23 protein-coding genes and 1 tRNA gene are annotated in these 22,166 nt (G+C 49.4%); 19 read left to right on the forward strand and 5 right to left on the reverse strand.

The annotated features are described in order from the left end of the window. The first annotated feature begins 5 nt into the window (after nt 1-5). The 7 genes from FJQ58_RS25710 (at nt 6) to FJQ58_RS25740 (ending at nt 5,138) form a co-directional block, all read left to right on the forward strand. Nucleotides 6-788, forward strand: coding sequence for an ABC transporter permease (locus tag FJQ58_RS25710; RefSeq protein ID WP_139997695.1), 783 nt, complete (start codon nt 6-8; stop codon nt 786-788). Nucleotides 789-891: 103 nt separating this feature from the next. Next, nucleotides 892-1,797, forward strand: coding sequence for an HPr(Ser) kinase/phosphatase (gene hprK, locus FJQ58_RS25715; RefSeq protein ID WP_139997697.1), 906 nt, complete (start codon nt 892-894; stop codon nt 1,795-1,797). Between the two features lie 118 nt (nt 1,798-1,915). After that, complete coding sequence (locus FJQ58_RS25720) at nt 1,916-2,368, forward strand: GyrI-like domain-containing protein (protein ID WP_139997699.1); 453 nt, start codon at nt 1,916-1,918, stop codon at nt 2,366-2,368. Nucleotides 2,369-2,588: 220 nt separating this feature from the next. Continuing rightward, nucleotides 2,589-3,068, forward strand: coding sequence for a hypothetical protein (locus FJQ58_RS25725; protein ID WP_139997701.1), 480 nt, complete (start codon nt 2,589-2,591; stop codon nt 3,066-3,068). Next, nucleotides 3,065-3,856, forward strand: coding sequence for a PhzF family phenazine biosynthesis protein (locus FJQ58_RS25730; RefSeq protein WP_139997703.1), 792 nt, complete (start codon nt 3,065-3,067; stop codon nt 3,854-3,856). Before FJQ58_RS25725 ends, FJQ58_RS25730 begins: the two co-directional genes overlap by 4 nt. A gap of 4 nt (nt 3,857-3,860) precedes the next feature. After that, nucleotides 3,861-4,115 (forward strand): DUF2164 domain-containing protein, encoded by a 255-nt coding sequence (locus tag FJQ58_RS25735; protein ID WP_139997705.1) that lies wholly within the window; start codon nt 3,861-3,863, stop codon nt 4,113-4,115. A 219-nt stretch (nt 4,116-4,334) separates the two neighbouring features. Continuing rightward, nucleotides 4,335-5,138 carry a helix-turn-helix domain-containing protein gene (locus FJQ58_RS25740; RefSeq protein ID WP_139997707.1) on the forward strand — a complete coding sequence of 268 codons (804 nt, stop codon included), beginning with the start codon at nt 4,335-4,337 and terminating at the stop codon, nt 5,136-5,138. A 77-nt stretch (nt 5,139-5,215) separates the two neighbouring features. Here FJQ58_RS25740 and FJQ58_RS25745 read toward each other — a convergent pair whose 3' ends face one another. Beyond that, nucleotides 5,216-6,388, reverse strand: coding sequence for a GGDEF domain-containing protein (locus tag FJQ58_RS25745; protein ID WP_139997709.1), 1,173 nt, complete (start codon nt 6,386-6,388; stop codon nt 5,216-5,218). A 123-nt stretch (nt 6,389-6,511) separates the two neighbouring features. Here FJQ58_RS25745 and FJQ58_RS25750 point away from each other — a divergent pair, with 123 nt between their 5' ends. From FJQ58_RS25750 to FJQ58_RS25760, 3 genes are read left to right on the forward strand one after another with little or no spacing between them, the layout of a single operon-like run. After that, nucleotides 6,512-7,639: a glycosyltransferase family 4 protein gene (locus FJQ58_RS25750; RefSeq protein WP_139997711.1), complete on the forward strand. Its 1,128-nt coding sequence runs from the start codon at nt 6,512-6,514 to the stop codon at nt 7,637-7,639. Nucleotides 7,640-7,671: 32 nt separating this feature from the next. Further along, nucleotides 7,672-8,961, forward strand: a complete 1,290-nt coding sequence (locus FJQ58_RS25755) for a metallophosphoesterase family protein (RefSeq protein WP_139997713.1) — start codon at nt 7,672-7,674, stop codon at nt 8,959-8,961. Nucleotides 8,962-9,019: 58 nt separating this feature from the next. Then, the gene (locus FJQ58_RS25760; RefSeq protein ID WP_162341771.1) at nt 9,020-12,322 is read left to right on the forward strand and encodes an AAA family ATPase; all 3,303 of its coding nucleotides are present in this window, start codon (nt 9,020-9,022) and stop codon (nt 12,320-12,322) included. 25 nt (nt 12,323-12,347) lie between these two features. Here FJQ58_RS25760 and FJQ58_RS25765 read toward each other — a convergent pair whose 3' ends face one another. Then, nucleotides 12,348-13,388, reverse strand: a complete 1,041-nt coding sequence (locus FJQ58_RS25765; protein ID WP_139997717.1) for a YkvI family membrane protein — start codon at nt 13,386-13,388, stop codon at nt 12,348-12,350. A gap of 118 nt (nt 13,389-13,506) precedes the next feature. On the opposite strand from FJQ58_RS25765, the gene FJQ58_RS25770 reads away from it, so the two are divergent. Continuing rightward, entirely contained in the window at nt 13,507-14,796 is a 1,290-nt protein-coding gene (locus FJQ58_RS25770) for an ArsB/NhaD family transporter (RefSeq protein ID WP_139997719.1), read from the forward strand. Here the strand turns inward: FJQ58_RS25770 and FJQ58_RS25775 are convergent, their stop codons facing one another. Beyond that, nucleotides 14,797-15,513, reverse strand: coding sequence for a hypothetical protein (locus tag FJQ58_RS25775; protein WP_139997721.1), 717 nt, complete (start codon nt 15,511-15,513; stop codon nt 14,797-14,799). It abuts the gene before it with no gap. Nucleotides 15,514-15,782: 269 nt separating this feature from the next. Between FJQ58_RS25775 and FJQ58_RS25780 the strand changes: the two genes are divergently transcribed. From FJQ58_RS25780 to FJQ58_RS25795, 4 genes are all read left to right on the forward strand, one after another. After that, nucleotides 15,783-16,352 carry a xanthine phosphoribosyltransferase gene (locus tag FJQ58_RS25780; protein ID WP_139997723.1) on the forward strand — a complete coding sequence of 190 codons (570 nt, stop codon included), beginning with the start codon at nt 15,783-15,785 and terminating at the stop codon, nt 16,350-16,352. A gap of 82 nt (nt 16,353-16,434) precedes the next feature. Beyond that, nucleotides 16,435-16,755 carry a hypothetical protein gene (locus FJQ58_RS25785; protein ID WP_139997724.1) on the forward strand — a complete coding sequence of 107 codons (321 nt, stop codon included), beginning with the start codon at nt 16,435-16,437 and terminating at the stop codon, nt 16,753-16,755. Nucleotides 16,756-16,868: 113 nt separating this feature from the next. After that, entirely contained in the window at nt 16,869-17,105 is a 237-nt protein-coding gene (locus tag FJQ58_RS25790; RefSeq protein ID WP_139997726.1) for a hypothetical protein, read from the forward strand. A gap of 180 nt (nt 17,106-17,285) precedes the next feature. Continuing rightward, nucleotides 17,286-17,624 carry a DUF3243 domain-containing protein gene (locus tag FJQ58_RS25795; protein WP_139997728.1) on the forward strand — a complete coding sequence of 113 codons (339 nt, stop codon included), beginning with the start codon at nt 17,286-17,288 and terminating at the stop codon, nt 17,622-17,624. A 68-nt stretch (nt 17,625-17,692) separates the two neighbouring features. Here FJQ58_RS25795 and FJQ58_RS25800 read toward each other — a convergent pair whose 3' ends face one another. Continuing rightward, entirely contained in the window at nt 17,693-18,190 is a 498-nt protein-coding gene (locus FJQ58_RS25800; RefSeq protein WP_139997730.1) for a cupin domain-containing protein, read from the reverse strand. Nucleotides 18,191-18,447: 257 nt separating this feature from the next. Between FJQ58_RS25800 and FJQ58_RS25805 the strand changes: the two genes are divergently transcribed. From FJQ58_RS25805 to FJQ58_RS25815, 3 genes are all read left to right on the forward strand, one after another. Beyond that, entirely contained in the window at nt 18,448-19,773 is a 1,326-nt protein-coding gene (locus FJQ58_RS25805; RefSeq protein WP_202915327.1) for a family 43 glycosylhydrolase, read from the forward strand. Nucleotides 19,774-20,462: 689 nt separating this feature from the next. Further along, a complete protein-coding gene (locus FJQ58_RS25810) occupies nt 20,463-20,819 on the forward strand; it encodes a HesB/IscA family protein (protein ID WP_139997734.1) in 357 nt (118 codons plus the stop codon). A gap of 89 nt (nt 20,820-20,908) precedes the next feature. Beyond that, on the forward strand, nt 20,909-21,154 hold the full coding sequence (locus FJQ58_RS25815) for an indolepyruvate ferredoxin oxidoreductase subunit alpha (RefSeq protein ID WP_139997736.1): 246 nt from the start codon (nt 20,909-20,911) through the stop codon (nt 21,152-21,154). A 174-nt stretch (nt 21,155-21,328) separates the two neighbouring features. Here FJQ58_RS25815 and FJQ58_RS25820 read toward each other — a convergent pair. Next, a tRNA-Leu gene (locus FJQ58_RS25820) sits at nt 21,329-21,412 on the reverse strand. A gap of 82 nt (nt 21,413-21,494) precedes the next feature. Here FJQ58_RS25820 and FJQ58_RS25825 point away from each other — a divergent pair. Beyond that, nucleotides 21,495-22,097, forward strand: a complete 603-nt coding sequence (locus FJQ58_RS25825) for a xanthine phosphoribosyltransferase (RefSeq protein WP_139997738.1) — start codon at nt 21,495-21,497, stop codon at nt 22,095-22,097. Nucleotides 22,098-22,166 lie beyond the last annotated feature (69 nt).

Here is a 22,166-nt window from a genome sequence, read left to right on the forward strand (position 1 = left end):
AACAAATGAGATTGTATGGAAAATATATCGCCATGTTATTTAAATCGCAAATGCAATATCGCGCTTCCTTCTGGCTGCTCACGCTCGGCCAGTTTCTTGTGCCGTTCTCTGTTTTCGCCGGCTTGTATTTTTTGTTTGAACGGTTTGGACAAATCAGGGGGTGGGAATTTCAGGAGGTCGCGTTATGCTTCTCCATCATCCATATGTCATATGCGTTAAGCGAATGTTTTGCCCGGGGCTTTGATTCGTTCTCTGCTTTGGTGGGTAATGGGGATTTTGACCGCGTATTGGTCCGCCCGCGCAGCACGGTGCTTCAGGTGCTCGGTTCCAAGTTCGAGTTTACCCGTGTAGGAAAGCTGGCGCAAAGCTTAATTGTGCTTGGTTGGGCAATAAGCCAATTGGTCATGGATTGGTCGGTGTTAAAGGTGCTTGTTCTTTTGTTTATGATCGCAAGCGGCGTTTGTATATTCACCGGCATTTTCATTCTCGCTGCAACGATGTGCTTTTGGACTGTGCAGGGCCTAGAGATCGCTAACATCTTTACGGACGGTGGCCGGGAGATGGCCCAGTATCCGCTTAATATCTATCAAAAATGGGTGGTTCGGTTCTTTACGTTTATTATCCCGTTTGGCTGCGTGAACTATTTGCCTCTGCTGTACCTGCTCGGCAAATCAACGGGAAATGATCTGCCTTACATGCTGGCACCGCTGGCGGGCATTGCCTTTCTAGTGCCGTGCTTATTGATGTGGAACCACGGTGTTCGGCATTATCGCTCAACAGGCTCGTAGTTGATGACGATTTGGTTACAGCCGCGAGGTAGGGCAAAACGATGTGGTATACTGATGGTTAAACAAAAAGGGAAGTTGGAGAAACCGCTAAGGGGGAAATGCATTGAAATCAATAGCGATACGCGAGCTTGCAGAGCGATTTTCATTGGAGGTACTGGCGGGAGCAGAACAGCTTGATCGGCAAATAGTGAAAGCCAGGGCTTACCGCCCGGGGCTGGAGTTTGTTGGTTACTTTGATTATTTTCCGCAGGAGCATGTACAAATTTTAGGCAAAAAAGAAATTACGTATTTGCACTCCTTGAGCGAGGAAGAGCGGAACCATCATATCGGCAATATCGTCAAATATCATCCGCCGTGCTTTGTCGTGACTTCCGGTCAAGAAGGTTTGAAGTACTTAACGAAATATTGCGATCAAGAGGGCATTCCCTTGCTCCGCACAAAGGTGCCGACCGCTCAATTTCTAGGGATGCTTGATTCGTATCTCCTCAAGACGCTTGCTCCCGAAATTTCGATTCACGGCATATGCCTGAACGTATCGGGAATTGGCATTTTGCTGCGGGGTAAATCAGGAATCGGTAAAAGCGAGACGGCCCATACGCTGATCAGGCGCGGGTCGAGGCTTGTTGCGGATGACATCGTCGTATTGAAGAAGCTGAGCTCGCAAACGCTGCTCGGAAGCCACAACGGAAAGACCAAAGAATTTCTGGCCCTTCGCAGCATCGGTCTGATCAATGTAGTCAGGCTGTATGGCAGGCAGGCGTTTCAGGACGAGACACGCATCGTGCTCGATATTGAACTTACGAAATGGCGCGACAACGAGCTGAACAATGATTTGGAGCTGGAGCCTAAGTTTACGGAATATATGGGCGTTCAAATTCCTCATATTGAAATTCAGCTGCAGCCGGGAAGAGATGTTGCAGGCTTAATCGAAGCTGCAGCGAATAACTGGTATTTGAAGCAGCAAGGCTACAGCGCCGTTGAAGAATTTATGAAGCGGCTGGAATTTTAACAAGCAACATGTTTAAAGCGTAAACGACTATCCATTTGCTAGCAAAACATGATACACTATGGGCAGAGAAAGCTCATCCTAGCGCACAAGTCCTGACAGATTCGAAGGAGGAAATCGCGTGGAAAACTGCTCAATCGTAACAAAGCCTGCGCTCCATTTGGCAGGAATCAGTTATTGTGGTCCCTATTCATCCTTTCCGGATGAGGCGATTAGACTGCAAACCGAGTTTTTGACACGCAAGCATGAACTAAACGATGCAGTCAAATCTACGGTGCTGTACAGCCCGTATTTTGGTAATGAAGCATTCGCCACCTACTGGGCCTGTTATGAGGTTCAGCATTTGGAAGAGGTTCCGGCGGGCATGGTCCAGTTCACGATTCCTGAGCATCGTTACGCCATGGTTGCTTGCTCTAACAAACGAATCGGTGAAGGATACGAGCAGCTTCACGCATGGATTAACGAGATGCGGCTAGAGAAGCAGGAAAACGCCGTGTCGCTGGAGCTGTTTTATATTGACGAGCATCATTTGGAGGAAGAGCCGGTAGAACTGCTGATTCCACTCAAAGGATAATGTATAGATCGTGTAGTGTTTGCGCGCATTGGAACGGGGCATGGCAGAGCTGCCAAACGCTTCGGTTCTTTTGCGAAGGCAGGCACTTTTTTATTTCAAAATATAAGAATTTATAAGTTTGTTAGCTTATAAAGGGTTTATATTTCACCGTCAAAGCTACTTTAGCGTCTAAAGGACGCCGAAGGCGTTTTTGCTTGTAGGTACGAGAAGGGGTAGCAAGATGGAGCGTGGGCGCGGGCCTGGAGTGTTAACGAATAGGCGATTCATACTGCTGTTCGTGTACGGGGGGATTTCTGGATTAGTGAGCGGGATTGGACTCGGTTTATTGATGAAGCTGCTCGAAAAAATGACGGGAACACTCGTATACACGCTGCTGCTAAACGTTGATTTTGTTCTCTGGCTGCCGAATCCGATGTCTCAGCTTGCCGAATTTGCGCTGCATTTGTCCGTGGCTATGCCTGTGGGCATTCTTTTTCTGGGCTTATTGCGCTTCTGGCACTCACCGTTAGCACTCGGCTTAGGGGTTGGGACGGCAATGGCATGCTGTACATGGATTCCGCTGACCCAGCTATCGAGCAGGACTCCGGATACATGGGATGCCGAAGCTTTAGTATGGTGGATAACCGGCCATCTTGTTTACGGAATGATATTGGCTTGTTTTGGTACGATATGGTTGAAGAGAGGATGGATTATACGATGAGTTTTCCTTTATATATTGCAGATGCTTTCACCGGTGAACGTTTTAAAGGGAATCCGGCAGCGGTATGCTTCTTGGAAGAGCCACAGCCAGAGAGCTGGATGCAGAAGGTAGCGGCGGAAATGAATTTGTCGGAGACAGCCTTTGTGATTCCGGGTAAGGAGGGCTTGGGCTTGCGCTGGTTCACGCCAGTCGGCGAGGTGGATTTATGCGGGCATGCTACGCTTGCGACTGCTCATATCCTGTGGGAATCCGGCAGATTGCCTCATACCGAAGAGGCCCGCTTCCATACGAGAAGCGGACTACTCACTGCAAAGCTAAACGGAGATTGGATCGAGATGAATTTTCCTGCCGAGCCGCCCGAAGGAGCTATTGCGCCTGAGGAGCTTGTTCAGGGGCTCGGGCTTATACCTAGATATGTCGGACGGAACCGAATGGATTTTTTTGTAGAAGTGGACAGCGAGGAAACGCTGCGCACACTGCGTCCAGACTTTGCGCTGCTGGCTAAAGTCGAAGCTCGCGGCGTCATCGTTACAAGCCGCAGTACCGGGTCACCTTATGACTTTGTTTCTCGTGCGTTTTATCCTGGTACAGGCATAGACGAGGATCCCGTAACCGGCTCCGCCCATTGCGCGCTTGCCCCGTATTGGGCGAAACGACTGCGGAAACAAGAATTAACGGGTTATCAAGCATCAAAGCGCGGCGGAGTCGTCAAAGTGAAGCCGGAGAGTGACCGCGTCTATTTATACGGACAAGCAGTAACGGTATTGAAGGGACAATTGGAGGCATGAGACCATGTTAATAATGAAATTGCCAAAGGAACAGAAGGAGCAATTAACCGAGAAGATAAAGTATTTTTTCGAGGCGGAACGCTCAGAGACGATCGGATCGATTGCTGCGGAGCAGCTGCTGGATTTTGTATTGCAGGAAATTGGCCCGCACGTATATAATCATGCCCTTAACGATGCCCGTAAAACAGTGCTTGAGCGCATGCAGACGCTTGAGGACGAGCTCTATGCACTAGAGAAGCCTATTGTAACCAAACGATAGCTCAAGCTGCTCTATAGTTTTATGTTATATTGGTGGAGAAATATGAAGCTTATCAAATCGAAAACACGGCAGCAGAGAAATGCTAAAGCTGCCGTGTTTTTTCTTTTTTTTTACAGAAAACTTGTTCCCTAATCTTGTTTTATATGCTATTATGAATACGAACATAAGTTCTCATTATGTGTTGTGACGCTTGAATTCCGGCGGGAGGAAGAATCCGTAATGTCAACGAATCGTTATTCAGAAATTGATGAGGTAATTGCCTATATTCATGAAAATATTTATGAACCGATGCCCCTATCGAGGCTAGCGGGTTACGCAGGCTATAGCAATTTTCATTTTACAAGAATTTTTAAAGAAAAGACCGGGCTCTCGCCGCTATATTACGCTTCCTCGCACCGACTGCAGAAGGCCAAGGATTTGCTGCTGCAAACCCAACTAAGCATCCGTGATATCGCACTTGAAATTGGACAGCAGAGTCTTGGAACTTTCACCTCCAGGTTCACGGAACGGGTGGGGGTAACACCGTCCGAATTTCGCAACTCGGCGCAGCAGGCCGACGTTCAATTGCGCTCCTTGCAGGAGCTTAAGCACTGGAGCACATTGACTCTTCCCTCAGAACAGCCGGATACGGTACAAGGGACTATCCATGCGGAGGTTCCGTTTGAAGGCGTCATATTGATCGGATTATTTGCCAGGCCAATCCCGGAAGGGCTGCCCTTATACGGCACGCTTGTGTCTTCACTGGGCCATTTCAGCCTGACAGGGGTCAAGCCTGGGACGTATTATTTATTGGCGACTTCGGTCGCGTGGGGAACTGCAGCGAAAGATTTTCTATTGCCTCACAAAACGCTGCGTACACGTTCCAAAGAGCCTGTCATCGTTACGCCTTATTATGGTGCTTCTCACCAGCAGGTGATGCTTTATGCCCCAAGACCGGATGACCCCCCCATATTAATATCTCTTCCTCTATTAATGAATAATTTCATGAAGAGGGTAGCGAATGCTGGAAGCAATCAAGCTTAAGCTATCAACCTGCATCTACAAATAATCCCCTGTCGATCCAGACGGAATTCCGGAAGAACAGGGGATATAACAGGCTTTTATGCTTTTGATTTTTTGTAAGCAGCGGGCATTTTAAACGGGCTTACTTTATTTTTTCCCGTTGTTTTCGAAACGTACATCGCTTCATCCGATTGCTTGATCATTTCTTGCACATCCTTGCTCTCCTTGGTGGTGCTAAAGCCTACGCTGACAGTAACCATCGTCTCCTGCTCCACTCTGCGCCGGATCGATTCGGCAACGATTTCCGGTTTAACTTGCTCTGTGCTGATGCAGCTGAGCAGCTCCTCGCCGCCATAGCGCCCTGCCGAGCCAATGCCGCTCGATTCCTCTTTCATAATTTCGGCTACCTGTTTCAATACGCCATCGGCTTTATGATGTCCATGGGTATCGTTTAATTTCTTGAAATTATCGATATCACAGAAAATAATTGCGATGGACTTGCTCGATTGCAGAAGCTGCTGGGCTTTGGAATAGAAGTGACGGCGATTATATAGGCCAGTCAGGCCATCGACAATGGAGGACTGATAGGTTTGCATAAGCCGGTCAATAACCCATTCGAACAGTAGGATAAACAGTAAGGAGTAATACACGATTGGCAGCAGTTGACTAACGATAACGAGCCAAGAGAGCGAGTCGTGAAATACATAAGCATTGGCAAGCCTTGCAACCTCGCTTGCAAAGAAAACGATTAAGCTGGCATAATATTTGGAGCTCATATGCGCGCTTCTGGTGTCGAGCATAATCATAAAAATAACGATAAGTCCATAAAAATCCAGCGCCGGGAAGGTGAACGCTTGCGAGCCGACTACCGTCTCGGTCGTAAAAGGCGTAAAGGCAAATTGTATGCCTGCAATGACGATTGCCAACATACTCATAATGATAAAGGGTATGACTTTCAACTGCGCGGAACGATGAGTATATAATTTCATGAAAACAAAGTTTATAATAATAAAAGAGATAATTTGCAAAACGGTAAACGCTAAATAAAGCCATGGGGAGAAAGCATGCCCCGGATAAGCGAGCACAACGAGCAGGCATTGCTTAACAACAATGAGCGGTATGGCTGTAATAAGCAAGCGGTAAATCCGTTTGTTTCGGTAACTGGCATAAAGCTTAACCGACATAAGGAGCATTAGGATAAGGATTACGATCACTGCAGATGAAGAAAGCAGCTGACCGGTAGGGCCTGAGAGCCATTGTGTCATGGACATAAGTTAACCACCGTCGTATAGTATTATGTTTGCTAACTTTACAGAAACATACGTTCTACTATATCATGTTTTACGACGAACGAAAAGTTGATTTAGATGTTTTACGTTGAAAGGATGGGACACATGAATATTTTACAAGCCTTGTTTTTTCCGCCGGAGCAGCCGGGGGGAGTTTCTTCCATGATCCCGTACATTCAAGATAGATTTATAAAGCTGGGCTGGCAAATGGAATTATTCTCGCTGCCTAAGCGGGTTAGAAGCAAAGGACAAGAGGAGGTCGTGTTCGAGACCTTTGACCATACCGCCTACAAAGGCAATGCAATGGTAGATAAATATATACAAACCTATAAGGATTACGTATGGTGGACCAAGATGCGGATTCAAAAGCCATACGATATCATCCATGCCCATCATCCGATTGCGGCACTCGTCATGAAGCAGCTTTTTCCGGAAACGCCTCTCGCTGTAACTATCCACTCCAGTTATGAGCGAGAGCTCATCTTGAATGGCAAAATAGCAGAGGGCGGCCAAGAGCATCAATTTTTGATGAGCATTTATGGCGAGCTTGAAGCGAAGGCGGACCATCTGCTGACCGTTTCGGAATCATTCCGCTCCTATATTGCACCGTACATTAAGCATCCCGAAAGCATCAAGGTCATTCCAAACGGCTTTGATGAAAAAAGATTCAAGCCGATTGCCCATGAGAATGAAGTCACACAGCTGATCACGGTATGCCGCTTGGTTCCGGCTAAGGGTCTTGATGTGCTGCTGCACGCATGCGCGGAGCTTAAGAAAAAAGGCCATCCGTTCGTTCTTCATATTATCGGCGATGGGCCGATCCGCGAGGAGCTGGAGGCTTTGGCGGTGGAGCTTGATCTTTATGACGATATTATTTTTTACGGATATATGCTGCATCCAGAGGAATTTATGCCGTTTTTTGATGTATTCGTGCTCCCGTCGCGAGCAGAAGCATTTGGCTCGGTGTTTGCGGAGGCTGCATTATGCTGGCTTGCTTTAGTCGGTACGAATGTAGGCGGCATTGCCGAACAAATTGATGATGGCGTAAACGGGCTGCTAGTGCCGCCAGAGAATCCGTCAGCGCTTGCCAACGCGCTTGAGAAGCTCGTTACCGATCCGACCTATCGGTATAATCTGGCAAGATCAGGCTGGGACAAAGCGAAAAAGGTATATTCTCTACAACGCGTAATCGCGCAATTAAAAAAGGTTTACCTCAGCATGAAGCCGGAGTAACGGCAGATCTTTAGGGAATAGGCGGTTATTACATGACGGTTTCTTTTCGGTTCATTCATGCGGCAGACCTGCATCTGGATAGCCCCTTCCGCGGGCTGGCGAAGGCACCGGAGCAGGTGCGGGCGGCGTTAAGCGATTCGACCTTTGCAGCGCTGCGGCAATTGACGCAGGCAGCGATTCATGAGCAGGTGGATTTTATCGTGATTGCGGGTGATCTGTTTGACGAAGCAGACCGTTCCTTGCGTGCACAGCTTATGCTCGCAAGAGAATGGGAGAAGCTTCATGAGCATGGCATTGCCGTATATGTCATACACGGAAACCATGATCCTCTCAGCGGCAAGCGGGCAGCTCTGCAGCTGCCGCCTAACGTGCATGTGTTTGGAGCAGATCAGATGGAATATCGGCCGGCTTATCGCAAGAGCGGTGAGCTGGCTGCTTTTGTTTACGGCAGATCGTACGGCACGCGCATCATGACGGAAAATATAGCGGCTGCCTATCGCATCGAGCCGGAAGCGCCTTTCCATATCGCGCTGCTTCATGGCAATGTCGATGGAGACGCTTCCCATGATCCTTATGCCCCTTGTTCGCTTAGCGAGTTGACAGGGAGCAACGGATTTGATTATTGGGCGCTTGGCCATATTCACCATCGAAGGGTGCTTCATGAATATCCTCATGTGGTTTATGCAGGCAATGCGCAAGGCCGAAATCCTCGGGAAACAGGAGCTAAGGGCTGTTATCTGGTTGAGGTGTCGGCTGCAAAAGCGGTGGAAATGACTTTTTTGCCGCTAGACGTGGTCCGCTGGCTTGAAATTAGTCATTCGATTGCGGAGGCAAGCTCGGAGCAAGAGCTTTTGCAGCAGCTAGAGTCGTTAATGGATGTGCATCTGCTGGAATCAGCCGGGCGCTCGATCATGCTGCGCGTAAATCTGGTTGGCCGCGGACGGCTGCATCAGAAATTGTCGGAGCCGCTTATAGTGCGGACGCTGCTGGAGCAGCTGCAAGAAAGGCAGTCTTTTGCCGTAGGCGAGCCATGGCTTCATCTATATCGTATGGAAGCTGCTACAGGCGCTGAGCTGGATTGGGAACAGCTGGAGGAGGAGGACAGCTTTGCAGGAGAGCTTTATCGCTTAAGTGCATTATTGGAAGCGGACCAAACGTTATGGCATGAGTTTGCTAAGGATGCCGTAAGCGGCATGGCTGGTCATGCGAAGCTGGGCCGCTTGCTGCATGACAAATGGGACGAGCTTCCGGAGCGCTGGCTGGAACAGGCGAGAGAGCTGACGCTTGGAGCTATTTATGGCGGCAATGAAAGAGATGGATAATGGCAGAGTCTGCGGCTGCGGGCGGCAGTTGCAGACCCTTTAGGAGATGAAGAATAGCGTGAAGCTTATAAAGGCTGAAATTAACGGATATGGACAGCTGAATGCGCGGCAGATTCCTCTGAATGCGCCTGTCGTTATCGTATATGGACCTAACGAAGCAGGCAAGAGCACGATGTTTGGCTTTATACGCAGCATGCTGTTCGGGTTCGCGAGGCGAGGGCTGCCACTCGAGCGGCAGGAGCCGGTGAACGGCGGCAAGCATGGGGGGCGGTTGTTTTTTAGCCTTGCGGAGAATGAGTTGTTCGTACTGGAACGCTATGCCTCCGATCATGCCGGCAAGCCTAAGCTGCGCGGTTTGGGGGGAGAGCTTGGCACCCAAGAGGGCCAATCGGACCAAGCATCACAAGAGACAAATAGCGAAGCAGAAGCGCGATATGCAGATGGGACATTGCTCTTGCAAACGGATTGGGAGCGTCAATTCCTGGGCGGCGTTACCGAAAGGCTTTACCGCCAACTGTTTGCAATTACGCTTTCTGAGCTGCAAGAGGTTGGAGCGCTGTCGGGCGATGAGCTAGGCCGGTACTTGTACCAAGCCGGCTGGGATAGCGGAAAAACGATCGCTGCAGCTGAAAAGCGCCTTCTTCAGGAGATGGAGTCGCTCTATAAGCCTCGCGGTTCGCTGCAAACGATGAACCAACAGCTCAAATCGTTAGAGCAGCTTGAAGCAACGCTCCGTAAGCGCGAAGATTCGATTGGGGTCTTCAATGAGCTGACAGCCCAGACGACGAAGCTTGAGGCTTCGATTGCTCGTATGGAATCGGAGCTTCCAGAGAAAGCGGCTCGACATCGTTTAATGAGTAAAGCCTGCTCAGCTAGGCCCCTATGGCTGAGGAAGCAAAAGCTGTTTGTGGAGCGGGAGTCCGTCGCTTATGCAGGGAAAATCTCTGAGGCGGCTGAGAGAAGCTGGACAGAGCTGCTTAGGCAGCGAGCGGAGCGGCGCGAGGAATGGGAGAAGCATAGGCAAAAAGGGATGCTGATCGAGCTCCAGCTTGAGACGATCAGCTACGACGAAGAGCTGATCCGGCTGGGAACAGAAACGGAGGCTTTGCTGCAAGCCTCGGACAGCATGCGCAAGCTTGCTCAGGACCGCGCCGAGCTTGCGTCTGAGCTGCGGGAGCACGATGAAATGATCGCGCGGTTAGTGAGCAGCATAGCGCCGGAGTGGACAGAGCGGCAGCTGCGGGAGCTGCAAGTGACCGTGGCGGACCGCGATTTGGTTCGGAACGAGCGGCAGCAGGCGCTGGAGCTATTGCGGTCGGAGGAGCGGATCGCGGCTGAACTGGAGACGCTGAGTCAGCAGGAGCTGGAGGCGTCGCTAGCTTTGGAGGAGGCGAGGTCAGCCGCCGAACGCGAGCAGGCTCGCCGCGGGAGGAGCGGCGGTGAGGGTTTTGAGGTGCTTCCGGGCACGCGGGAAGCGCTGAAGGGGGCGTGGAACGCCCTGGATCTTGCGCTCCGCGAGTGGGAGCTCGAGCGGGTGCGCGCAGCCGGCAGCGATGGCGAGGCGGCTGAAACCAGGCAGCCAGCGGGCGGTAGCGGAGCCGGCATGCTGTGGGTCGCTGCCGCTGGAGCCGGGGGAGCGGCGCTGGCGCTGGCAGTCGGGGCTGGCGAGATCAGCCTCGCTGTTCTTGTGCTTGCCGGAGCAGCCATCTTGCTTGCGGCGGCTGCCATGGTACGCAGCCGCAGCGGAGCTGCACCCGGCAGGGAACGCTCGGGGCAGCAGCTCGGCAGAGGACAAGGACGCGGAAGCCGCAGCACAGCTGCAAGCGCAGGCAGTTCGAACGCTGCAACACTGGAATCGCGCGAAGACCGCGTCATGAAAGCGCTGGAGGTAGTGGTACGGGAGCCGCGAGAAGCGGCTGCCGCACTGCTCGCAGCGAAACATCATCGCTCGCCCGAGCATTTGCTCGCGGCTGAGCAGGCGCGCGTACAGCTGCGCGCCGCAGTTGAAGCCACGCTCGAGGCGCTGCTAGCTAGCGAGCGCCTCATCGACCATTGCAGCGAGCTCGCCCAGCGCCTCGACCGGCTGCGCGCACACGCTGCAGGCCGCCGCGAGGCTGCCGCCGCAGCTGCACAGACCAGACAAGCAGCCGCCCGGCAATGGGCCGGCTGGCTGGCAGCCCGCTCGCTTCCAGCGGATATGTCCCCGACCGCCGTTCTCGAAGCGTTCGAGCTAGCCGAGCAAGCTTTGCAGCGGCTGCAGCAATATGACCGGCTGTCGGCGAAGCACGCCGCCGCAGGCAGTACGCTTGCCGCGTTCGCCAAGCAAGCGGCCGAGCTGTGCGGGCATTTCGAAGAAGCCGCCGCCGAGTTCGCTGCGGACCCCGCGCTTGCTTTGCGGCTGCTGCATGCCGAGATTCGCCGCCATGCCGCTGCCAAACAGGACGCGCTCGGCATCATCGCGCGCCGCGAAGAGCTGAATATGGCGAAGCATGCTGCCGATCTCCGTCTGCAGGAGCTGGCTGCGGAGATTGCTGCGCAGCTTGCTGCCGCTGGTCTGGCGGGCGAAGCAGAATATGCGCTGGCGCTAGAGCATCGCCGTACCCTTCAGTTCATTCATTTAGAGCTCTCGAAGGCTGAGCTGGAGATTGCTGCCGGACTTTCCGAAGAGAGACTAAGGGAATTGGAGCTGTTGTTCGAAGGCTATGATGAAGAGCAATTGCAAGCCATGCAGTCATCTTCTTTGACAGAGCTTGAGGAGCTGGAGAGGGAGAAACGGGAAGCGTTAGAGAAGATGGGACGGCTTCGGCAATCCATGGAGCATTTGCTGCAGGAAGAAGAGCAGCAGCGACTGCTTGCCGAGAAAGAAATGACTCTGGCTCAATTGGAGTCATCGGCAGAGCGCTACGCGGTTCTCTCCGTCAGTGCGGCACTGATTAGCCGAACGAAACGAATTTATGAAGAAGAGCGGCAGCCCGTTGTGCTTCGCAACGCCTCGCGGTTTATCGAGAAGCTGACGGAAGGAAAATACATACGTGTATTGACGGTACCGGGAGAATCGGGAATAAAGCTGGAAACGGCGGATAGGCGGTTAATTGACAGCGAGGTTCTGAGCAGGGGAACAGCGGAGCAGGTCTATTTGGCCATGCGCTTCGCGCTGGCAGAGGAAGCTTCGCAAGGAGCCAAGCTTCCCCTCATGCTGGATGATGTGTTTGTTAACTTTGACAAAGACCGCCTGCATGCCGTGGCCAAGCTTCTGGAAGAGCTGTCTTGCGAACGTCAGATAATCGTTATGACCTGCCATGAGCATGTCCGGGATGCCTTGCAGCGCCATTGTGCGGAAGCCGCGCTTGTGCAATTGTGATGATGGCAATAGCAGAAGCCTAAAGCTAGTTGGACGCTACCCGCTTGCGTATGATCAAGATGAGCCAGCCGAAGCTGATCAATCCGAAAATCGGATAAAGCGTAGATAACAGCATGCCGAAGCCGATTTGGCTGGCGACATAACAAATGGCAAGAATGAGCAGTACAATTAAGCTGCGCGCCCATTTCAGCCGCTCGTGCAGTTGAAGAGTGAGCCCGTAAATATCAGCAATAAGCGTCGTGAAAATTTCTGCGAAAATAATAAAAATATAAATGAACTGTACGCTAGGTCCAAGCTGGCGGGCGATGCCGCCCATCGGAATGGCAAACTGCTGGATGCCGGGCATATGCACGGAAAGGGCGACATGTCCCGCCAGCAGCATAAAGCCGATGCCGATGCCGCCGACCCAGGAGCCGGCAATGATGACTTTGCGGTCATTAATTTCTGCGCCTAACGGGACAAGCACGGCCTGTGACATGGACAGGTTGAAGGCGGTGTAAAGGAACGGCGAAGCCCATGCCGCCCATATCGAGTGGTCACTGGATAAGGTCAGAAACTTGTCAGCGCCGGGCGTTCTAAAGGTGTCGATCACGATAAGCACCGTAAACAAGAGCATGATAGGGACAACAATAGCGTTTACCGTTAGGATGGCATTCATCCCTTTACGCAGCAAGAAATAACAGGCCGCTATCGTAATAAGCAGTCCGGATTGATAGGAAATGTTCCAATGCTCATAAAAGATCGTGCCCGCGCCTGCGAGCATTACAGCCGTTACGCCGAGCAAAACGACCAGCATAAAGTGGCTGATGAGCCTTCCATAGGTGTCTCCGAATAAGGCTTTATTCAGATCCTCATAGGATTTTGCCTTGATTTCGCTTGCAATGAGCATCATTTTTGTTCCCAACCAGATAAACAACACGGTAGAGAGTGCAATGGTAATGGTTCCCCAATAGCCAAACCGGGTAAAGAATTGTAAGATTTCCTGACCGGTGGCAAAACCAGCCCCTACGATAGTGCCCATGTAGGTTGAAGCGATTTGCAGCACCCTTCCGATACGTTTCCACATTGTCTACCGTCCTCCGTTCGATGACCCTCTATAATTAGAAGGTATGTCCTATCGGGGACAGGCATGACTTTTTTCAAAATTTTATCAGTCATCGAAGTCAGCTGAAGGAGCTCTCTACATGTCCATGCTTTTGACCATAGCTGTATTTATAGCAGCATTAGCCATCATCTTGATTAAACCAAAAGGAGTAAATGAGGCTTTTGTCGCATTGGCCGGAGCGGGCTTGTTATTCGCGGCACAGCTTCTGAAGCCCGAGGATGCGGCGTATATTTGGGGTTTTGTGTGGAATGCCACATTTTCGTTAATTGGCATTATGATTTTTACCGCTTTGCTCGATTATAACGGCTTCTTTCGCTGGGCTGCGCTGCATATCGTTCACCGCTTCCACAACCGACAACTGGTTTTGTTTATCGGGTTATCGCTTTTGGCTGCTTTGATTACGGTGTTTTTCAATAACGATGGAACCATTCTAATTATGGTCCCGATCGTACTTGAAATCACGGCCTTGCTTAAGCTCTCCAGAAGCGGAAGGCTCATATTCCTATTGGGAATAGGCTTCATGGCAGATACGGCTAGCGCGCCTTTAATGATGAGCAATTTGACCAATATTTTAACGGCTGATTTTTTCGATCTTTCTTTTGGGCAATATGCTTCCCGTATGGTCTGGCCTGGGTTAATCGGAATCGCAGCTACCATTGCTGTCACTGTGGCTTACTTTGGGCGTTCCATCTTAAGCGAGAGGAGAAGGGCGCTCGCTCCGCATATGTTCCCTAAGCCAGCATCTGCAATCCAAAATCGGCATTTATTTTATTTGTCCTGGCTAAACATTGTATTGATGATGATCGGATATTTGGGCTCGGAGAGATTGGGAATTCCGGTAGCTGCCGTCGCGCTTGGCTGCGCGATGCTGCAATGGGGGGCTTCGGCTGCAGTGGGAAAGGCGCCAATTAAAGAAACAATTGCACGGGCACCTTGGCTAATCATTGTATTTGCGTTATCGATGAACCTGATTGTTTACAGCTTGCATATTCATGGCGCAACGGCATGGCTGCCCGAAATACTAGGCCCGATAGCCGGCACCAACGAATTAATGGGAATCTTCGGATCAGGGATACTGTTTGCCTTGCTTGCAGCTGCAATTAATAACCTGCCTGCCGTGCTCATCTCATCACTGGCAATCGTACAGGTAAATGGCCCGGATTATTTGCCGTTTGCAAGCTTGCTTGGTACTTCAATCGGAGCGAAGCTCACGCCGATCGGCTCTCTTGCCACTTTGCTATGGATTCAGCTTGTTCGGCAAGGAGGCGTCTCAATTGGCTGGCGTGAATATACAAAATATGGATTGCTTCTTACTTTTCCAATATTGCTGCTTGCGCTTCTTGCCTTATGGCTGCTGGATTGGTCCTAATCAGGAATTTACAGCAAGCAGCTTTATGGATACGATTTGATTATGTACGGGGTCCAAGTCGAGCTTTAGCAGTGCTTTTTTGGCTTCATAGGTTAACAGATAGGTGGTTTGCTTGTTTGGCTTGCCCAGTAGCTTTAACGCATTTTCCTGGCTATCGCCGATATGTAATCCGCTTAATCCGGTCGAGATGAGCTTCCCGTAAACTTCCACGAATTGAACTTTTTTCCCTGGATTGATGCCTACGGCAAAGCCGTCATATTCAAGGACATTGATCGTTTCTGTTTCTTCGTCAAGCTTATAGGTGTCTTGGGGCTTGCCGTAAAGCTTGGTCACGGATGATTCGTTATCGCCAATGGCTATGCCGTGAAGCAAAGGGGCATTGGCAGACCAAGCAGCATCCTGACTTTCGGTCTTAACGGTAGCTTTGGTATCTTCTTTCTTCCGAACGGTCGACGTTTCGGCATTCGTGTCACTCGTCGTATCTGCATGGTTGAGATTAGGCTCTTCTATAGGAAGCCCATTTTCTTCTTGTTCTGAATATGTCTTCTGAGGGCTATCGGGTTCTTTGATTTTCTCGTTTTGGACAGGCTGCGTACTGCCTGTGTACGTAGCTGGCGGAGTCGAGACTGCGCTTTGGCAGCCGGCTAGGAGGACGACAAGCGCAGATGCTGCTGCAAGCCTGGCTGCTTTATGGGCATCTTTTCTGGTAGGGATCATGCACTTCACTCCTTTCTGTATAAAAGATTAATCGGATATATATTGGAATATGATGAATGTTAGATATGGTAGCTGTTTTGCTTATGAAGCTATACATAATTAGACGTATCGGGGTGGAAAAAGTTGCTCCTTTTTTCCGTAGATTTGAAATTATTCCTTAGAAATACTCCCTTTTTGTTTAGTTTTTGGTTGAAGCTTCAGAGAGGGTTGCACATTTCGCCTGACCTATGGTACGTTAACGAAAAGGATTTTGGTGGAGGTAATGAAAGATGGATAGCTTAAAACAACGTATTTTAGCAGAATCATCCGTATTGTCGAGTAATGTGCTGCGGATGGATGCTTTGATCAACCACCAGGTCGACCCTGCACTCACAATGGAGATGGGACAAGAATTCGCAAGACGCTTCGCAGAGGAGCATATTACGAAGGTGATTACTGTCGAATCCTCCGGTATCCCTGCGGCTTACGCAACGGCGTATACGCTTGGTGTTCCGCTTGTATTTGCACGTCGCAAAAAAACGTTGATCGCCGATCCTGACGCTTATGTGGAGAGAGTGCCTTCCTTCACCAAAGGGATGGTTACTGACATTATGGTGTCAAAGCAGTTTCTAACCGCGGAAGATCGGGTACTCTTTATTGATGACATTATCGCCAACGGCGATGCCGCACGCGGACTGATCAAAATTATTCAACGCTCCGGAGCTACGCTAATAGGTCTAGGCGTCGTTGTCGAGAAGTCGTTTCAAGCCGGCGGAAGAACATTGCGTGAACAGGGTATCCGGGTGGAGCCGCTCGTTCGGATTTCATCGCTTGATAACGGTGAAATTAAGTTTGAGTAGAATGTTCCAGTACAATTGCTCTTTTCGCATCCGGCATTATCGCTTATAATGATACAGAAGTGATCGAGGGGAGGCACAAATTATGGGGGAAATGTCTGCAGAGTTTATGTATGCGAAGCTTACTGACGCGAAAGTCCACTTTGAGCGTGCACTAGATTGTAAACATACGGAATTTGATGATTTGTATCCTTATATGATTGAGCATCCGCAGTTTTTCTGGTACAAGCGCTATGTCGCGTGGTCGGAGCTGCTAACTATTGTGAAGCTGTGTGACGAGTTGTCCATTGAATGGAAAGAACAATTCACGGACCGTCAGAGCGAATATATCGGCAAGCGCGTGATGTCATCTCGCGTTCTGGATGAGTGGTACGAAACGAATGATGCGAAAGAGCATGCGGGTTAATTGAGCGAGCAGGTAGTCTCAATGGAGCGTCATTAATTATGATAGTTGGAAGAACCTCAATGCGTTGCGAGAGCAGGCATTGGGGTTTTTACATAACCACAGGAGGAATGGAATTGATTAGCGAAGAGCAGTTGGACAAGTTCCGCGTTAGCGGCGAGACCATTCGTGTGGTGAGGGACGGGATGGAAGTCAATGATGTCCATGGCATCGTCGTTGCTTGGGATGAAAGCTCCGTCGTCATCCGCCGTCCGAATCGTAGAGTTGTAAAATTAAGCAGAGTTTATAGTTATGCTCCTGTATCCGAGGAAAGAGTAAACCCTCTGGAGGATACAGAATCCAATCATTCCTAATTTCAAAGCCGCCTTCACTTATTAGTGAACGGTGGCTTTTTTTGATCAGACGTAAACCATAGTGAGGCGTGGTGTGTCATTCGGGGGAATGACGCATAGCATTCCTAGCCCTTTGTTTATTTAAGCGGAGGAAAGGGTATAAGTATATCAAGTAAAGCATTTATTGAAGGAGGAATGAGCATGTCAGAAGTCAATCATGTAGTGGACAAAGACGGTGAGCTGAAGCTCGGGAAAATCGATCAAGCACTCGATAAAATGGATGAGGGAAAAAAAGACGAGATTTTGCAAAACTTCCAGCAATTCAAAGGTTACCTTGCCAGGCGAATCGAGCTGGCTGAAAATATCGGTTTAAATGAGGAACAGCTTGCGCTTATCGCCCAGAAGGTTGCAGGTTATCTTGCGGAAAACGAAGAGCCTCGCAATAGCGAAGAAAAGCTGCTGCAGGAGCTTTGGAAGGTAGGGAACGAACAGGAGCAGCATAAGCTGTCACATCTGCTTGTAAAGCTAGCTCAGGCTTAATGGAATAAATGCAGGTAGAAGAACCCTTGGCTTCCTTCGTGGAAATCAAGGGTTCTTTTGCTTCCAGATTATTTCCACAAGTTGAGCAGTGGCCCGTCAAAGCCATACACCGGATCGGTATCGGGAATCGGAACTTGGCGGATTTCCTCTAATGCCAGCGGTCGCTCTCCTTCCTTGCCGCGCCTAAGGTTATAATCCATGCCATCGGGATACGCGCCAACGATCTGGAAGTCCGGACTGGCGCTAAGCCGCTTATGTCCCGTACCGGCAGGAAGCAAAATAATATCTCCGGCATGGAGCTTGATCGCTTTACCCTGCTCGCCGCCAGCTTGAATGGTGGCGGATCCGCTTTTGACGCCAAGCACCTCATGGGAATTGCTATGATAGTGATGGAAATCGTACACACCGTTGGTCCAGCTGTTTCTCCAATTATGGGAGTTAAACAAAGCTTCGATTTGGCTAGGCTTGTCTTTAGCGGCACCTAGATAGAGGAGTAACGGTAGATGGGGATTATTCGGAATGATTCCGTCATCGTCAAATCTAAAGGTCATGACAGTTGAATCCATAACAACAGCACCTCTCATAAGTTTTAATATAGTTTAACTCATCAAGACCCTAATTCCACTACGGAATTGGGGTCTTTTTTTCGTAAATGCAGCTGATTGCCGGTTCAAAGGACTTGAAAATGCGATTGAGTTTTTGAAACGCCTAGAATATTTAAAATCGTCTCATGGTGAACGATTGGTTAGTCGGGTTATGCTGATGAGAGCTATTCCGTTGTTTTTTGTTTAACCATGAAATTTATGAATGCAGGAGGATTATGATGATGAGAAATGAAAGCATACCGGCAAGCCTTGCGAAGGCAACCTCAAGGAATCCTTTGATTACAACGATATTTACCGCTGATCCGTCTGCCCATGTATGGGAGGATGGAAAGGTTTATATTTATGCGTCGCACGATATGGACCCTGCCAGGGGCTGTGACTTGATGGACAGATATCATGTGTTCTCCTCGGAGGATATGGTCAATTGGGTCGATGAGGGGGAGATCCTGCGTTCGGAGGATGTGGCGTGGGGCAGGCCGGAGGGTGGTTTTATGTGGGCGCCTGATTGCGCTTATAAGAATGGAGTCTATTATTTCTATTATCCGCATCCGAGCGGATCGAATTGGAACGATACCTGGAAAATTGGCGTGGCGACCAGCGAGAAACCAGCTAGCGGCTTTACTGATCAAGGTTATATACCGGGGCTTGGCGGATTTGCCCTCATTGATCCTTGCGTGTTCGTGGATGAGGATGATCGTGCCTATATGTACTATGGGGGCGGCAGCAGATGCGAGGGCGGCGAGCTGAATGAGGATATGGTCTCGATTAACGGAGAAATGCGGGAAATGCTTGGTCTTGAAGACTTTCACGAAGCGGCATGGGTATTTAAGAGGGAAGGATTGTACTATCTGACGTATGCGGATAATTTGGAAGGGAATAACCGGATGAGATACGCTACGAGCGAGCATCCGCTTGGCCCTTGGACATACCGCGGTATTTTTCTGGAGCCGACCGGCTGTTCAACCACTCATGGTTCTGTGGCTCAGTTTAAGGGGCAATGGTATCTGTTCTATCATAACCAGGACATTTCCGGCGAGGGCAATTTAAGAAGCATTTGTATCGATTATTTGTATTTCAATGAGGATGGATCGATTCGCACGGTCGTTCAGACCAAGGAAGGCGTTCATCCTGTCGGAGCGGCACCTACGTCTGAACCGTATTCACAAAGCTATCCGGCTGCTGTTACCAGCGTGGGCGGTGGGGCGACATTGGAGACGAATGTGCAAGGAACGCAAGTCGTAGCAGGTTTACATGCCGAAGGCTCCTACTGCGAGTTTCAAGGGGTTGACGGCGGCCAAGGAGGCCGAGCTGCCGTTCATATTCGCTATGCTACAGAAGAGCGGCTGGCTAAGCTGAATTTGAAGGTGAATGGTGAGGACCATTCCTTCATTAATGCATTATTTACGGGCAGTGAGCAGGACAATATTGGAAATGCCAGTATAACCGTTGTGCTAAAACCCGGGGAGGACAATTGTATTCGTTTTACAGGCGGTCATGGCGAATTGAGTGTGGAGAGTATAACGGTCATTCCGTTTGCTGATTAACTTCGATAAAGAATTCAAATAGCCCTTCAACGAACTTGGTTGAGGGGTTGTTTGATATTTAATTGCAAAATAGAGATTTGCAAAAAGGAAGGATAGCCCTTTTGAATATGAAAAAGCATAGGCAAAGAACAGGAAGGGAAGTCATGTTATAACCTTCGGTGTTCGATAAAATAGTTGCCTATTAAAGAAGCTGACATCGATATGTTAATGGAGCCGGATTATTGCCGATCATTTATAACGAAGCTTAAACAGATATGTAAATAAGTCGCCACTTTGGTGGTTTTTTTTGTTGAGAGCGGAACCCTCCTTGAACATCAATAAAATCCATCCCTACACGATCTACTTTGTAAATAAAAATGTTGACAAAGTAAGGCGTAAACGGTACCTTATACTTTATAAAGTATTATGTTTACTAAGTGTTCGGATACGGTGTATACATAAATCCTTGAAGCCTATCTTTTACGAATTGGCATGCCGGCTGTTATAGCAATACAAGGGCTAATCTTCGCTAACTTCATCTGGTGAATGGGCTGAAATTAAAGCTGCCAAGAGATATACCGCAGCTGCAAGGGCATTGTTGATGGAGGGTGGCAATTCGCCTTATAACCTTCCCGGTAAACTGATCTATGAACGGGCGCGAGCCATTCAAGCTTCGCTTTCTAGCAATTTTAAGTTGAGGAGTGACTTTGATGATAGAAATCAGTAAGAAGGCCAAATCAGTGATCCATCAAATGATCGTGGAAAAAGAAAGTGCTGATCTGTTTCTCCGAGTAGGAGTTGAAGACGGAGGTTGCAGCGGATTATCTTATACGATTAAAATGGACGATTTATTGACGGAGGAAGACGAAATATTGCCGACGGAATTCTTCAACATCGTATGGGATAAACGGACCTTTGATTTTTTGAACGGTGTCAAAATCGACTACCAAAACCAAGGCATGACTGGCGGGTTTACAATCGATAACCCTAATGCGAAAGCCACCTGCGGTTGCGGTGCCAGCTTCAGAACGGCGACTTATCAAGGAAGCCGTAAAAAGTGTGACTGAAATAAGTGAATTGGATCGAAGTAGCCAGGGGGCATCAAGCTGCAATCCAATAACAGCACTGACAGTTAGGAATAGGGGAGGGAAACAGAATGGCATTTGTCATAGCGGATGCTTGCATCCATGAAAAAGCAGCCGATTGTGCAGACGTTTGTCCCGTCGATTGTATTGTGGAGGGTGACGATCAGTACTTTATAAATCCTGATTTATGCATTGACTGTGGAGCTTGCGAGGCGGCGTGTCCGGTTGCAGCGATTTACTACGAAGAAGATTTGCCCGAGCAACAAATGAAATATAGGGATAAGGCATTTGAATTTTTTAAAAAGCAATCATTTTAACAGTGTATCTATTACAAAAAGGTCGAGGCATCACGCCCCGACCTTTTCTATTATAGAAGAGTTATGATTGGCAAACACAATAAAAAAAAACACCCATCCAACTGTTAGTTAAAAACAGATAGATAATGTGCTATACTTTAATGACGAATTATTTGATTTTCACTAAGAAAAGGATGCGGTCGAGAGGACTCGAACCTCCACGGCTGTTACACCACTAGAACCTGAATCTAGCGCGTCTGCCAATTCCGCCACGACCGCATATCTTGTTTCAACAGAAATTATCATATCATGAATATAGTGGGATAGTCAACAGTATTTTTAAAAAATGGAGGGAACTGCTGTGAAGCAATTGGAGCAAAAGATTTTGGACGAGGGAATTGTCCTTGGAGAGAACGTATTGAAGGTGGATTCCTTCCTTAACCACCAGGTGGATCCGCAGCTGATGCACAGCATTGGCCAGACCTTTGCTAAGTTATTTGAGGCGGAAGGCATCACGAAGGTGCTTACACTGGAATCCTCAGGCATCGCGCCAGCTGTGATGGCCGCGCTCCTGCTGCAAGTGCCGTTGATCTTTGCGCGCAAGCGCAAATCGTTGACGTTGAAGGATGATCTTTATACGGAGAAGATCTATTCGTTCACGAAGCAAGAGGAGAGCGAGGTTACTGTGTCGCGTAAATTTCTGAATGCGGAGGATCGCGTGCTTATTATTGATGACTTTCTTGCTAACGGAGACGCCGCGCTTGGCTTGGCATGCATAGCGGAACAAGCAGGAGCAGTGGTTGCAGGCATTGGCATTGTGATCGAGAAGGCCTTCCAACCGGGACGAGACGTGCTGATCCAGCAAGGCTACCGCGTACATTCGCTGGCGAGAGTGGCTTCGCTTTCAGGCGGCAAAGTTGCATTTGTAGCGGAACCTGTGGCTCAAGCATCTTCAAACGATTGACAATTGCAGCGGCATGTAACTATAATGCTTACATGATAGGTTGAACGGCAGATTGAAATAAATAACAGA

This window comes from Paenibacillus paridis (genome assembly GCF_006345825.1).
Classification (GTDB): domain Bacteria; phylum Bacillota; class Bacilli; order Paenibacillales; family Paenibacillaceae; genus Pristimantibacillus; species Pristimantibacillus paridis.

Coding starts and splice junctions, on each gene's coding strand:
- FJQ58_RS25750 (WP_139997711.1), top strand. CDS start 6,512: ATGAATATTTTACAAGCCTTGTTTTTTCCGCCGGAGCAGCCGGGGGGA.
- FJQ58_RS25765 (WP_139997717.1), bottom strand. CDS start 13,388: ATGTGGAAACGTATCGGAAGGGTGCTGCAAATCGCTTCAACCTACATG.
- FJQ58_RS25795 (WP_139997728.1), top strand. CDS start 17,286: ATGTCAGAAGTCAATCATGTAGTGGACAAAGACGGTGAGCTGAAGCTC.
- FJQ58_RS25730 (WP_139997703.1), top strand. CDS start 3,065: ATGAGTTTTCCTTTATATATTGCAGATGCTTTCACCGGTGAACGTTTT.
- FJQ58_RS25780 (WP_139997723.1), top strand. CDS start 15,783: ATGGATAGCTTAAAACAACGTATTTTAGCAGAATCATCCGTATTGTCG.
- FJQ58_RS25735 (WP_139997705.1), top strand. CDS start 3,861: ATGTTAATAATGAAATTGCCAAAGGAACAGAAGGAGCAATTAACCGAG.
- FJQ58_RS25755 (WP_139997713.1), top strand. CDS start 7,672: ATGACGGTTTCTTTTCGGTTCATTCATGCGGCAGACCTGCATCTGGAT.
- FJQ58_RS25710 (WP_139997695.1), top strand. CDS start 6: ATGAGATTGTATGGAAAATATATCGCCATGTTATTTAAATCGCAAATG.
- FJQ58_RS25805 (WP_202915327.1), top strand. CDS start 18,448: ATGATGAGAAATGAAAGCATACCGGCAAGCCTTGCGAAGGCAACCTCA.
- FJQ58_RS25770 (WP_139997719.1), top strand. CDS start 13,507: ATGTCCATGCTTTTGACCATAGCTGTATTTATAGCAGCATTAGCCATC.
- FJQ58_RS25725 (WP_139997701.1), top strand. CDS start 2,589: ATGGAGCGTGGGCGCGGGCCTGGAGTGTTAACGAATAGGCGATTCATA.
- FJQ58_RS25810 (WP_139997734.1), top strand. CDS start 20,463: ATGATAGAAATCAGTAAGAAGGCCAAATCAGTGATCCATCAAATGATC.
- FJQ58_RS25775 (WP_139997721.1), bottom strand. CDS start 15,513: ATGATCCCTACCAGAAAAGATGCCCATAAAGCAGCCAGGCTTGCAGCA.
- FJQ58_RS25740 (WP_139997707.1), top strand. CDS start 4,335: ATGTCAACGAATCGTTATTCAGAAATTGATGAGGTAATTGCCTATATT.
- FJQ58_RS25800 (WP_139997730.1), bottom strand. CDS start 18,190: ATGGATTCAACTGTCATGACCTTTAGATTTGACGATGACGGAATCATT.
- FJQ58_RS25815 (WP_139997736.1), top strand. CDS start 20,909: ATGGCATTTGTCATAGCGGATGCTTGCATCCATGAAAAAGCAGCCGAT.
- FJQ58_RS25785 (WP_139997724.1), top strand. CDS start 16,435: ATGGGGGAAATGTCTGCAGAGTTTATGTATGCGAAGCTTACTGACGCG.
- FJQ58_RS25745 (WP_139997709.1), bottom strand. CDS start 6,388: ATGTCCATGACACAATGGCTCTCAGGCCCTACCGGTCAGCTGCTTTCT.